Below are 13311 nucleotides of genomic sequence, written 5' to 3' on the forward strand. Positions count from 1 at the left end.
AAATAATTATTTAATGAGTAAACGATTTGAATAATCAAATTGTACTCAATAATTTGAAAAAAAATGCGAATCAATGAAAAAGAAAGATTTTCCCTGATATAAGAAGGTCTGAACTACGATTAATCTGTAATTTTAGTTGAAAACCTTAAGAAAGATCAAGATGAATACGGAGAAGTCTATATTCTCCCTTATTTTTGTAATAGACCTGTGTATAAGGTTGCGCGCCGATTGGTAGTTAATACCCAAAAGTTGCGAGATTTCTTCATAAGACATATCTTGTTGAAATCTCAGATAGATCGCTTCTTTTTGTCTCGGATTTAGCATTTCCAGAACTTTTTGGAACTTCTCCCTTATCTCTTCATTTATTTCTTCCTGCTCATCGTCGTCTCCATACTGGTAGGTAGCAATAAAAGGCAGATCTTCAGGCGAGAAATAAGCCAAACGTTTATTTCTGGATATAGTGTCGATCAATAAATTTTTTAAGGAAAGCAAAAGATAGAATTTCGGATTGGATGTCGCAGATAGTGAAGATCGCTTATTATATAATTTAACAAATAAATCCTGTATGCAATCTTTTACTATATCCTCATCAGAAACAAATTTCATTCCATATTTAAACAGGGGATCCGAGAATGTTTCGAAGAGCAAAGCGAAAGATTGATTATCTCCTTCTCTGAAATCGTTCCAGATTTCTACAAAATTCAAATCTGCAGCCTTCAATTTATTGTTCAATTTTTACAAAAATAAACATTTTAAGTTTTAGAATGAAATTTTACGGTTATATTCTAAGGATATATATGACATTGAAAAATCAGATTTAGTCATATATGGCTTATCTTTTTATCCCGTTCCTGTTGGTGATATGTTTAATGCTTTAATATTCAGTATAGTGGTATCTTCTATCCATGACAGAGACAGTATATGAGGCTGACAAAAGCGTTTCGCTCTGTGCCAATTTATAGTCATGTAATATAACAACCGATAAAATAATATATGTTTGTAATTGGAAAGAATCTCGTGGATTACCCTTAAACTATAATATAAAGATGAAAAAAAAATCTCTCAGTAAACTTTTCCTTTCATTAGGACTGATTCTTATAGCATTGACCTCGAATGCTCAGCAGAAAACAGAACCTGTCGATTATGTAAGCATATTGACAGGAACTTTATCAAAATTTGAATTGTCGACCGGAAATACATATCCTGCCATAGCTCGGCCATGGGGAATGAACTTCTGGGTGCCGCAGACAGGCGAGATGGGAAGCGGATGGACCTATGTCTACACTGCTGACAAAATACGAGGATTTAAGCAAACTCATCAGCCAAGCCCGTGGATGAATGATTATGGCCAGTTTTCTATAATGCCGATAGTAGATAAGCCTGTATTTAATCAGGATAAGCGTGCGAGCTGGTTTTCTCATAAATCAGAGATAGCAAAGCCTTATTATTATAAAGTATATCTTGCTGACTCAGATATAACAACCGAAATAACGCCGACAGACCGTGCCGCTATGTTTCGTTTTACATTTCCAGAGACGGATAATTCATATGTAGTTGTAGATGCTTTCGACAGGGGCTCCTATGTGAAGATCATTCCGGAACAAAATAAAATCATAGGGTATACTACACGGAATAGTGGGGGAGTACCTGAAAATTTCAAGAATTACTTTGTAGTAATTTTTGATAAGCCATTTACATACAAGGCTACAGTAGGTGATGATGAAATTCGTAAAAATGAATTGGAAGCAAAAGAAAATCATACCGGAGCAATTATTGGTTTTTCTACAAAAAGAGGAGAGATTGTGCATGCGCGCGTGGCTTCATCATTCATTAGTTATGAGCAGGCTGAATTGAACCTTAAAGAATTAGCAAGCGATAACTTCGATCAGATAGCAGAAAAAGGACGCAATATATGGAACGAAACATTAGGCCGTATAGAAGTTAACGATGATAATGTAGATAATCTGCGTACATTCTATTCCTGTTTTTATCGTTCGGTATTGTTCCCGCGTAGCTTTTACGAAATAGATTCGAAAGGAGATATTGTACATTACAGTCCTTACAATGGCGAAGTGCTTCCGGGATATATGTTTACCGATACAGGATTTTGGGATACGTTCCGTTGCCTCTTCCCGTTTCTTAATCTGATGTATCCGTCGATGAACGAAAAGATGCAGGAAGGATTGGTAAATGCCTATAAAGAAAGTGGTTTCTTACCGGAATGGGCCAGTCCCGGGCATCGTAATATTATGGTTGGCAATAATTCGGCATCCGTAGTGTCCGATGCTTATATGAAAGGTCTTAGGGGATATGATATAGAAACATTATGGGAAGCATTAAAGCATGATGCGAATAATGTTCATCCGAAAGTATCGGCTACCGGACGATTGGGTTATCAGCATTACAACAAATTAGGTTATATCCCGAACGATGTCAATATTGGACAGAACGGAGCCCGCACTTTGGAATATGCCTATAACGACTGGACGATATATCAATTAGGCAGGGCTTTGGGTAAACCAGAGAGCGAGATAAAGATATATGCCGATAGGGCGATGAATTATAAGAATCTATATAATCCGCAGTTCAAGTTAATGACCGGTCGTAGCGAGAATGGAGAATTCGATAAGAATTTTAAAGCTGAAGACTGGAGCAACGTATTTTGTGAAGGGAACAGCTGGCACTGGAGTTTCTGTGTCTTCCACGACCCTAAAGGTCTTATAGATATTATGGGCGGTAAGAAGGAGTTCAATACGATGATGGATTCCGTATTTATTGTGCCGGGAAGTAAAGGTATGCAGAGTAGGAGAGTAATCCACGAAATGAGGGAGATGCAGGTGATGGATATGGGACAATATGCACATGGAAATCAGCCGATACAACATATGGTTTATCTGTACAACTATTCCGGAGAACCGTGGAAATCGCAGTATTGGGTTCGTGAAATAATGGATAAATTATATAATCCGAATCCTGACGGTTATTGTGGAGACGAAGATAATGGCCAGACATCGGCTTGGTATGTTTTTTCGGCTTTAGGTTTCTATCCTGTATGTCCGGGTACTGATGAATATATTATCGGGTCGCCCTTATTCAAATCGGTAACACTTAATCTCGAAAATGGGAAAAAAGTAATAATCAAAACAGATAATAACAGCAAAAAGAATAGATATATATCTTCTATCAGTGTAAATAAGAAGACTCATACTAAGAATTATTTCACGCATGATGTCCTTCTCAAAGGCGCTACAATAAATTACATCATGAGCGAATCACCTAATAAGAACAGAGGAATAAATGAATTGGATTATCCATATTCCTTCTCTAACGAGATGAATTAAAAAAGTGTCTTAAAATACCAAAAGAGTATATAAATACGCCATGGCGCATTTATATACTCTTTTTTGCAAGTTTTTTTACTGCTATATTTTTTATATTAATTAATATTGTGTGTTAATTTTTTTAGTTTTTATGTATATTTGCGTTTCATAAATCTGAAAATACTTTAAATTTTTCTTCTTATATATGTATATAACCTCAAAAAATATACAAATTATAACAATTATAAATGCTATTTTTTCTTCTGAAAATTTGGCACTTAACACTATTTTAATAGAGAGAGAGAGAGAGAGAGAGAGAGAGAGAGAGAGAGAGAGAGAGAGAGAGAGAGAGAGAGAGCATGACACAAGCTCACGCACACAAAGTTTAAAGAAAAAAGTTTTAATAAGCAATAATGCAGGTATTATAAAAAATATTCTGCATCAATTTTCTGTGTCCAAAAGCCGCATCGGGGGAAATGATTTTTTCCCGGTGCGGCTTTTTCATATCCCTATCCCTGATGTTTAGGCTTATAATTGATAATTAAACATATACCTGTTAATCAGATTAATAACCTAAATATTGTGCCTATGGAGAAATGAAAAAGAAAAAAAGGAGATAATACATTATATGTGCATCTTATACTAAAGACCCAGATTAACACATCACATATAATTGATATTCATTCTCCTATATCAAAAAAGAAAAAAATACAAATCACTAACTTTAATTAATCTATTATGAAATACATTTTTACCCAAAAAGTGTTTAAGTGCCTGAGAACTGGACTGCTCATATTAGCAATATTAGCTATGGGTGGTACACAGTATATTTCGGCTACTGTTCATGAAACTCTTCAAGACCGGAAAGAAGTGACAGGGAAAGTATTAGATAGTACTACAAAAGAAACTTTGCCCGGCGTTAGTGTGGTAGTAAGAGGAACTAATATTGCCACAATGACCGATGTTGACGGTAACTTTACTCTAAAAGTACCTTATGCCGATGCAACGCTGGTCTTTTCTTATATAGGTTTTCAGGCCCAGCAGATAGACCTGGAAGGAAGGACTACTCTGACCGTCGAGCTTCTTGAAGACATAAAAGCATTGGATGAAGTAGTTGTCGTGGGATATACTACACAGAAAAGGGAAAGTATTACCGGTGCAGTTGCGACTATTACCACAAAAGACCTAGTGCAAAGCCCTACTGCAAACATAAATAATGCACTAGCCGGACGTCTTCCGGGATTGATTGTTAACCAATTCGACGGAGGTGAACCCGGAGCAGATAAGGCACAATTATTTATCCGCGGTAAATCTACATATGGCGATCAATCTCCGATAGTTATCGTAGACGGAGTAGAACGCGATATGTCTTATCTGGCAGCAGATGAGATAGACTCTTTTACTATCCTTAAAGATGCCGCTTCTACAGCACCTTATGGTATCAGAGGGGCTAATGGTGTTATCGTAATCAGGACTAAACGCGGACAGGCTTCTGAAAGGGCAACAGTAAACTTTAAGGCTTCTGTCGGATTTAATCAGGTCGGAAAAACACCTAATCTTTTAGGTTCTGCCGATTATGCAACATTGTATAATGAAGCTAGCCGTAATGATGCTATAATGAATGGTTCGCTGGGTAATTATGTAGCTCCTTTCACTGATCAGGCGATTGCAGACTACAGAAATGGACTCGGATACGACTGGGACTATTTCGACTATATGTTCAAACCGGCTTTCCAACAGAATTATAATCTTTCTGTGCGTGGAGGTACTGACAAAGTACGCTATTTTGTTATGGCCGGATATATGGATCAGGGAACAAACTACGACCATGTCGATCTTTCTGACTTTGACACATCTCCTAAATTTAAAAAATATAATTTCCGTTCGAATATTGACGTAGATATCACGGATAAGTTTTGGGTTAAACTAGACTTAGGTGCACGCATCACAGATCGTACGAATATTGGTTCCAGTGCCGGACGCTTGGTAAATCTGGCAATGACACAACCTCCGTATCTACCAATTGTATTAGACAGTAATGATAATCCTGCAAATGTAAGCTATATAAGCAAAAATCCTCAGGGAATGTTATTCGGTGACGGATTATATCGCTTCAATCTTTTGGGTGAATTGTCCCGTTCGGGTTATCATACTCAAAAATTTACCACCCTTGAAGGTAGTTTCTCTATGGGTTATGACTTAGATTTTATAGTGAAAGGACTAAAAGTAGAAGGTACATTTTCTTATGATGCACGTGAAGAGCAATGGATAAGAAGAGAGGTCGAAACTTATGATGAAGGTTATCGTAAATATCCTGGTTACGCTACATTTACAGCTTCAAATGCGGATGGCGGAACCGGTGTATTCAGAACTCCCGGATATTATAACGGGGCATATACTACCGGAAATAAATATGATGCAGACCAGTCTGTGGGTAATAAATTTGAGCAGAAGAATCCTTCTAACAGATCATATTACCAGTTGAAGATGATGTATCAGGAAGCTTTTAACCAAAAGCATAATGTATCGGGTTTAGTCCTTTTCAATCGTTCTACCGAAGGACAATATGATGGAGATAAAGTCAGGGCAGACCACAGATATCAGGGCCTCACCGGACAATTTACTTATAATTTCTCAGACCGTTATTTTGCTGAATTCAATTTTGGTTATAATGGTTCCGAAAACTTCATTAAAGAAAAACGCTATGGCTTTTTCCCGGCAGGTTCTATCGGATGGGCTTTATCTAACGAATCGTTTATGGAAGGAACCAGATCTTGGTTAGACTTTTTCAAAATCAGAGGATCTTATGGCTTGGTTGGTAGTGATAAATTGCCGGGCGATAGATTTGGATACTTGCAGTTTTTCCAGAGTGGAGAAGGTTACGATTTTGGAGAAAACGGATTTGGGACTAACCCCGGAGGCTTTAGAGAAGGTAGCTTAGCAAATAAATTGTTGACCTGGGAAAAAGCAAAAAAACTAAATATAGGATTAGATGCTAATTTCTTTAAACAAAGATTAAGGGTATCGTTCGATTATTTCCACGAAGACAGATATGATATCATAACAGAACTGAAAGATGCGGATAAGTTAGGCTTTCCGGAAATAATCGGTAAAGAGTCGCCTCGCATGAATTCAGGACGGATAAAGAATCACGGAATTGAATTTGAAATTACTTGGGCCGATAAAATAGGTAAAGACTTCAGGTATAATATCCGGCCAAATTTCACATTTGCCCGCAACAAAGTAGATTACATGAATGAAGTGATATATCAATATGCCTGGAGAAGAAAAACGGGTCAACCGTTGGATGTAAATATGCTTTATGTATTCGACCATTTTGTTGCCGATCAGGCCGAGGCCGATAGATTAAATGCATCGAAATATCAGCCATGGGGTACTCTTATTCCTGGAGATGTTGTCTATAAAGACCTCGACGGAGATGGTAAAATCACTGATATGAATGACCGTATGGCCATGGGTTATCCTCGTAGCCCTGAAATACAATTCGGCTTGCCAATAACGTTGCAATATAAAGATTTCGATTTTAGTGTATTATTTCAGGGTGCTGCAAATTGTAATATCATGTTGAAAGATGCTGCTGTATTTGATTTCCCTAATTTCGATCAAGATAAAATAGGTAGAGTAAGACCTTTACATCTGGATAGATGGACACCTGAGACCGCAGCAACAGCCAAATATCCGGCTTTGCATCTGGGTACTCATTCCAATAACAAAAATGAAAACAGCACTTTGTATATGTATGACGGCAAATATATAAGGCTAAAGAATATTGAACTCGGTTATTCTATTCCTCGCAAGTTAATAAAAGTAGCAGGATTGAGTAATGTAAGAGTATATGCTCAGGCTCAGAACCTCATAACTTGGGACAAACTCGGAGATGTAGACGTAGACCCTGAAATGAAGAACGGAGGCGGAGATTGGTATCCGATATTGAAGGTGTTTAATTTTGGTGTGGATATTACATTTTAATAAATCAGTAAGAATATGAAAAGTTTTAAATATATCTTAATCTGCTTAATAGCATTAATGTTAGTATCTCTTACCGCTTGCAGCGAATATCTGGATAAGCAGCCGGATGATCAAATTTCTGAAGCAAAAACATTTGAGAGTTACAATAGGGTGAATCAGCTTGTTACTGATTTATATTTAAGATCTAAAAGATGTAACGCTCCCTTGACGTGGCTATCGCACTTTTCTTCAGCAGGATTAACAGATGAAGCGGAGGGAACTAATGTTGAAGGTAATTTGACAAACCGTTATAATACGGGAGACTGGAGCCCTACTACAATACCACAACCTAACGATGACATGTTTTGGAAAGGCATCTATAACACTATCAGAAGAGCAAATGTTATTCTTGCCGGCATCGAGAAATATAAAACGCCGGACGATCCTATCAATCCCGGAGATTTACAAAAAAGAATAGGTGAGGTTTATTTCCTTAGAGGTTATCTTCATTACCTTTTGGTGCGTATCTATGGTGAAATCCCTTATATGGATTATGTTGTAGATGTCGATGACCCTATGGATTTTCAGAAAGAGTCTGTTCATTCAGTCATAGAGAAAATTGTAGCCGATGCCAATGAAGGTATCAAGCGTTTACCTCCTAGACAAACCGGTATCCACTTTGCACGTGTAGATCAGGGTGCTTGTCTTGGATTGATTGCAATCTCAAGATGGGTGGCTGCTTTACCTTTGTATAATGGAGCTGCTAATTATGGTTACACTGGTCAGCGGCAGTTCGAATCGGAATATGCTTATGATGTAAAACGTTGGGAAGCAGCACGCGATGCAGCTAAGGCTGTTCTTGACCTTAAGGCTGATGGAGTTCCTCGTTATTCATTATATACAAAGGAATCAGATACAGATTTTACTGATAGCGGCAATCAGAATACAAGTAACTCTACCGTTTACAGACGTTTATGGAGAATGTATTATGATGAAGAAGCTTTTAAAAATGAAGCTGTTTGGTTTGTAACGAAAGATAAGTATGAAGGATGGTTTGGAGATGTTTATCCTCCTAGCCGGAAGGGAAGTTCCCGTCAGCAGCCTGTTCAGGAACAGGTAGATGAATATGAATATATCGGGCCTGATGGCTATGGCTATCCTATCTATGCCAATAGAGCTATATCTGACGGTTATGATGATGGAAACCCTTATTTCTCAGTTAAGCGTGATCCGCGTTTCTATCGTGACATCATCTTTCATGGTGCTGCATTCCGCGATGGAGATAACAATCCTTCTACAACCAATACGGCAGAAGGAGCTGATAAAATTGGAGAAAATAATGCAACAACAACCGGATATTACCTTCGCAAATATTTTCAGGAAGCATGGAATAGGGTTGGAAGTGTTTCCATCAGTGCACCTCCAATCTGGCGCCTGCCTGAATTTATTTATATCTATGCTGAAGCAGTCAATGAGATTTCAAGTCCTAATCAGGAAATATATGATCTGGTAAATACAGTAAGAGCACGTGCCTTTATGGCGCCGATGCCACCTGAATGTAAAACTAATAAGGAGTTGATGCGTGAATATATCAAGCGTGAGCGTCGTGTAGAATTCTTCTATGAAAATAAGAGAACTTTTGAAACCCGTTTCTATCTGGAGCCGACTACTCAGTCCGAATTAGATAAGGAAAAACAATGGCTTGCCGCAGGGTCGACAAATAATGAAAGATCTAAAAAATATTGGGAATTGTATCATCAGCCATATCCGAAATGTCAGCGTATGATTAATGGTATGATTCCGGTTGAAGATACTAATGGTAAGATCGAAGTAGGCGGTAAAAAGTACAGAATGGAGCGTTTTTGTAAAGAAATCCGAATATTTGAGGCTCCTAAACATTATTACTGGCCTATTATGCAGTCAGAATTGCAAAGAGATTTGAATCTGGTTCAGAATCCAGGTTGGTAGATAATTGCTCTGGTTATCTAAGAAGGAGGGGAGTTATATCTTTCCTCCTTTAAAAATAAAATAATTACATTTAAGTAATTAGGTATAGAGGGTTAATTAAGAAGAAAACACTTTCAGACCGAGTCTGAAAGTGTTTTTATTTAAGGTAATTTAAATATATTAACCTTGTAAAGCAGAAGCACCGCCGATAATATCTAAAAGCTGATTTGTTACAGCCTGCTGACGCGATTTATTATACTGAATAATCAAGTCTTGTACCAACTCATCAGCATTGTCCGAAGCAATCTGCATTGCAACGGTACGTGCAGCATGTTCCGAGGCATTGGCATCGAGCAGGGCAGCATATAAGCGAGAATATAATACTGTCGGGATTAACGATTCCAATATCTCCTCTTTCGAAGGTTCCAGAATATAATCGGTCTGCGTATTATTGTTAGCTGAGTTATCCGGTTGATTATGGCTTAAGTCGAATGGTAAAAGTAGTACATTCCTCAGTTTTTGAGAACCTGTAGAAATAAAATGATGGTATATCAATACCACTTCGTCTATTTCCTTATCGATGTACTTTTTTATCAGGTCTTTTGCCAAATCCTGTACAAGTGGATAGGATGGTTTTTCGGCCATTTCCCTGTAGTCTCCCTGCGATATCAGACCTTGTTTTTTTACGGCATCGGCTATCTTTTTACCTACAGGATATATCAAAATGTTGTCCCGTCCCAGAGCACTGTATTTACTATATGTCGTATTGAATTCTTTAATGACATTTGCATTATATGCACCGCAAAGCGACGAGTTAGAGGCGAATGCAACTATAGCAACGCGTTTCACTTCCCTTGTTTGGGTAAAAGGTGAATCGTAGCCGGTATCCGAAGATAAGAGATTGGTCAGAATGGCATCCAGCTTTGCCTGATAAGGTAAAAAGTTATTTATCGCAGCCTGCGCCTTATGAAGCTTGGAGGAAGCAATCATCTTCATTGCCGAAGTGATTTTTTTTGTACTTCTTACCGAACCGATTCTGTTTTTTATTTCCTTAAGAGATGCCATAATTTAATCAGCTTTTGTATTGGGCGGCTGTATCTTGTGCAACCTGCCTGATAATCTTCTCTATATCTTCGTTGATAATACCTTTCCTCAGAACATCCAGCACATCGGCTTGATATTGCATTTCCAGCGTTCTCAAAAACTGAGTTTCAAACTCATGTACTTTATCTACCGGAACTTGTCTCAACAGACCGTTTGTTCCGCAATATAGTATAGCGATTTGCTTTTCTACTGGCATCGGTGCATATTGTGGTTGAACCAGCAATACAGTATTCTTTTTACCTTTGTCTATAGTCATTGCAGTTACGGCATCCAAGTCACCTCCGAATTGGGTAAATGCTTCCAGCTCACGATATTGGGCTTGGTCGATTTTCAGTGTGCCGGCCACTTTTTTCATAGCCTTTATCTGAGCAGAGCCACCCACACGCGAAACGGATATACCAACATTGATAGCCGGACGAATACCAGAGTTGAACAAGTCTCCGTCGAGGAATATCTGTCCGTCGGTAATCGAAATCACATTTGTAGGAATATATGCCGACACGTCACCAGCCTGAGTCTCGATAATAGGTAGCGCTGTGAGTGAACCTCCGGCTTTTACTTTGCCCTTAAGGCTAGGTGGCAAGTCATTCATCTGCTCTGCAACTTCCTGCTGGCTAATGATTTTAGCAGCACGTTCCAGTAAACGGGAGTGTAGATAAAATACGTCACCCGGATAGGCTTCACGTCCCGGTGGACGACGAAGTATCAGGGATACTTCACGATATGCCACCGCTTGTTTTGATAAGTCATCATATACTACTAAAGCATGACGGCCTGTATCGCGGAAATACTCCCCGATAGCTGCTCCTGCAAATGCACCGAAATATTGCAATGCCGCAGGTTCTGCAGCAGTAGCTGATATTATAATAGAATATTGGAGTGCACCTTTTTCTTTGAGCGTTTCTACAATGTTGGCAACAGTCGATGCCTTTTGTCCGATCGCTACATAAATGCAATATACAGGGTCTCCTGCATCGAAATTAGATTTCTGATTTATGATAGTATCGATGGCAATAGCCGTCTTTCCGGTTTGGCGGTCACCAATAATGAGCTCACGCTGGCCACGCCCGATAGGAATCATAGCATCCACGGCTTTTAGTCCTGTTTGCAACGGTTGTGTAACCGGCTGGCGATAGATAACCCCCGGAGCTTTACGTTCCAAAGGCATTTCAAGTAGTTCGCCTGTGATAGGACCTTTGCCGTCCAACGGTTCACCAAGAGGGGTAATAACGCGTCCGAGCATCCCTTCTCCTACCTTGATAGAAGCGATTCTCTTTGTACGTTTTACTGTAAATCCTTCTTTGATCTGATCGGACGGACCAAGTAATACGGCTCCCACATTGTCTTCTTCGAGGTTCATCACAACAGCCATAATGCCATTGTCGAATTCGAGAAGTTCGTTAGCTTCCGCATTCTTAAGTCCATATATGCGAACAACACCGTCTCCTACTTCGAGTACAGTACCCACTTCATCAAATTGGACGCGGCTACTTATATTCTCCAGCTGCATTTTCAGCACTTCGGAAACTTCGCTTGCTTTTATATTTTCAGACATAAATTTTAATTTGAAAATTTGAAAATTCAGAAATTAGCAAATCACATTTTCGAATCCGCTAATTTACTCATTAGCTAATTGGTTAAATCATCTTACTGTTTTCGGCAATAAACTGCTGTTTAATCTGTTTCAACTGCGTCTTAACGCTTGCATCCAGCCTGTAGGTGTCGATATGTAGAATAAAGCCACCTTCTATCTCCGTATCAACAACTGTTTCAAAATCGAGAGTACCGGGTTTTATCTTTTGCAACAAACCTTTCATCTTCTGTATGACGGCACTGTCGACAGGAGTGGCTGTAATCAGCTTACCTGTATTTATATGTTTCGATTCACAATATATATCGACATATGACAGTGCAATATTCCGAAGATATGTTTCTCTCTTATTCTTTACAACAAGTTCCACAAACTTTTTAAACTCAACACTTACCTTGCCGCCAAGGGCAGCACCTATCAGTCCGAGTTTATCTTCTGCAGTCAATGTAGGATTATCCATAGCCATACGCAATCGCGGTTCGGCACTGAATACCGCCGCCAGTTTCTTCATTTCCGAAAACAAAGTGTCTTCGGATTTGCTTTCTATAGCAAACTGCAATAAGGCTTTAGCATATCGCTTCGAAATCATCCCTTCATTCATAACAGTTAAGATTTAGATACCATAGCTTCATCAACCAGGCGATCAATCATTGACATTTGTTCCTTAGGGGTTTTTAAAGATTCGCGAAGAACTTTTTCGGCCACATCGACGGAAAGCTCGGCTACCTGACGACGGATGTCGCGGATAGCCTGATCTTTTTCCGCTTGTATCTGCTTTCTTATTTCTTCGAGTTCTTTTCTCCCTGCAACTTTAGCTTGCTCACGTGCTTCGTTGATTATACGGTCGCGCGTATCAGCAGCCTCTTTCAAGATTTTCACCTGTTCTGTTTTGGCCGACGATAATATCTCATCGCTTGTTTCTTTTATTTTGGCAAGCTGCTCGTTCGCTTTTTGTGCGGCATCGAGCGAGTCCTGTATATAATTCTTGCGTTCGTCCACCATTTTGGTAATTACGGGAAAACCGAATTTACCGACAATGATAGCTACTACAATGAATGATATACACATCCAAAAAAGAAGACCAGATTCAGGTAATAGCAAATCCATGATTTTTTGTTTTTATATATTCGATTAAAGAATAAATCCACATACCACAACTGCAAACAGGGCAACCCCTTCTACCAGTGCAGCCGCAATAATCATAGATGTACGGATATCACCTGCAGCGTCAGGCTGACGGGCAATACCTTCCATTGCAGAACTACCGATCTTACCGATACCGATACCTGCTCCGATTACAGCTAATCCTGCACCCAGTGCAGCACCAAAACCTGTTAAGCTTGCAGCTTCTGCTGCTTGTAATAAAGTTGATAGTAACAT

General features: G+C 39.0%; 10 protein-coding genes. 4 read left to right on the forward strand and 6 right to left on the reverse strand.

The window, feature by feature from the left end; genetic code table 11:
- Positions 1–132 precede the first annotated feature (132 nt).
- Complete coding sequence (locus tag K348_RS0113465) at positions 133–732, reverse strand: RNA polymerase sigma factor (RefSeq protein WP_231496789.1); 600 nt, start codon at positions 730–732, stop codon at positions 133–135.
- 314 nt (positions 733–1046) lie between these two features.
- Here K348_RS0113465 and K348_RS0113470 point away from each other — a divergent pair, with 314 nt between their 5' ends.
- From K348_RS0113470 to K348_RS0113485, 4 genes are all read left to right on the forward strand, one after another.
- Positions 1047–3341, forward strand: a complete 2295-nt coding sequence (locus K348_RS0113470; RefSeq protein ID WP_029905574.1) for a GH92 family glycosyl hydrolase — start codon at positions 1047–1049, stop codon at positions 3339–3341.
- Positions 3342–3525: 184 nt separating this feature from the next.
- Positions 3526–3846 carry a hypothetical protein gene (locus tag K348_RS0113475; protein ID WP_029905576.1) on the forward strand — a complete coding sequence of 107 codons (321 nt, stop codon included), beginning with the start codon at positions 3526–3528 and terminating at the stop codon, positions 3844–3846.
- Between the two features lie 212 nt (positions 3847–4058).
- On the forward strand, positions 4059–7310 hold the full coding sequence (locus K348_RS0113480; RefSeq protein ID WP_029905578.1) for a TonB-dependent receptor: 3252 nt from the start codon (positions 4059–4061) through the stop codon (positions 7308–7310).
- Positions 7311–7325: 15 nt separating this feature from the next.
- Complete coding sequence (locus K348_RS0113485) at positions 7326–9257, forward strand: RagB/SusD family nutrient uptake outer membrane protein (protein ID WP_029905580.1); 1932 nt, start codon at positions 7326–7328, stop codon at positions 9255–9257.
- Positions 9258–9416: 159 nt separating this feature from the next.
- On the opposite strand, the gene K348_RS0113490 is transcribed toward K348_RS0113485, so the two are convergent.
- From K348_RS0113490 to atpE, 5 genes are all read right to left on the reverse strand, one after another.
- Positions 9417–10301, reverse strand: coding sequence for a F0F1 ATP synthase subunit gamma (locus K348_RS0113490; protein ID WP_029905583.1), 885 nt, complete (start codon positions 10299–10301; stop codon positions 9417–9419).
- 7 nt (positions 10302–10308) lie between these two features.
- Positions 10309–11895, reverse strand: coding sequence for a F0F1 ATP synthase subunit alpha (gene atpA, locus K348_RS0113495; RefSeq protein WP_029905585.1), 1587 nt, complete (start codon positions 11893–11895; stop codon positions 10309–10311).
- 82 nt (positions 11896–11977) lie between these two features.
- The gene (locus tag K348_RS0113500) at positions 11978–12532 is read right to left on the reverse strand and encodes a F0F1 ATP synthase subunit delta (RefSeq protein ID WP_029905587.1); all 555 of its coding nucleotides are present in this window, start codon (positions 12530–12532) and stop codon (positions 11978–11980) included.
- Between the two features lie 5 nt (positions 12533–12537).
- Complete coding sequence (gene atpF, locus K348_RS0113505) at positions 12538–13038, reverse strand: F0F1 ATP synthase subunit B (protein WP_029905596.1); 501 nt, start codon at positions 13036–13038, stop codon at positions 12538–12540.
- 24 nt (positions 13039–13062) lie between these two features.
- Positions 13063–13311 (reverse strand): ATP synthase F0 subunit C, encoded by a 249-nt coding sequence (gene atpE, locus K348_RS0113510; protein ID WP_006799681.1) that lies wholly within the window; start codon positions 13309–13311, stop codon positions 13063–13065.

Source organism: Prevotella sp. 10(H), assembly GCF_000711235.1.
GTDB lineage: Bacteria > Bacteroidota > Bacteroidia > Bacteroidales > Dysgonomonadaceae > Dysgonomonas.

What these genes read in the sequence shown, in the direction of transcription:
- K348_RS0113485 (WP_029905580.1), top strand. Translation starts at nt 7,326, where the DNA reads ATGAAAAGTTTTAAATATATCTTAATCTGCTTAATAGCATTAATGTTA.
- K348_RS0113480 (WP_029905578.1), top strand. Translation starts at nt 4,059, where the DNA reads ATGAAATACATTTTTACCCAAAAAGTGTTTAAGTGCCTGAGAACTGGA.
- atpA (WP_029905585.1), bottom strand. Translation starts at nt 11,895, where the DNA reads ATGTCTGAAAATATAAAAGCAAGCGAAGTTTCCGAAGTGCTGAAAATG.
- K348_RS0113500 (WP_029905587.1), bottom strand. Translation starts at nt 12,532, where the DNA reads ATGAATGAAGGGATGATTTCGAAGCGATATGCTAAAGCCTTATTGCAG.
- atpF (WP_029905596.1), bottom strand. Translation starts at nt 13,038, where the DNA reads ATGGATTTGCTATTACCTGAATCTGGTCTTCTTTTTTGGATGTGTATA.
- K348_RS0113470 (WP_029905574.1), top strand. Translation starts at nt 1,047, where the DNA reads ATGAAAAAAAAATCTCTCAGTAAACTTTTCCTTTCATTAGGACTGATT.
- K348_RS0113475 (WP_029905576.1), top strand. Translation starts at nt 3,526, where the DNA reads ATGTATATAACCTCAAAAAATATACAAATTATAACAATTATAAATGCT.
- atpE (WP_006799681.1), bottom strand. Translation starts at nt 13,311, where the DNA reads ATGTTACTATCAACTTTATTACAAGCAGCAGAAGCTGCAAGCTTAACA.
- K348_RS0113490 (WP_029905583.1), bottom strand. Translation starts at nt 10,301, where the DNA reads ATGGCATCTCTTAAGGAAATAAAAAACAGAATCGGTTCGGTAAGAAGT.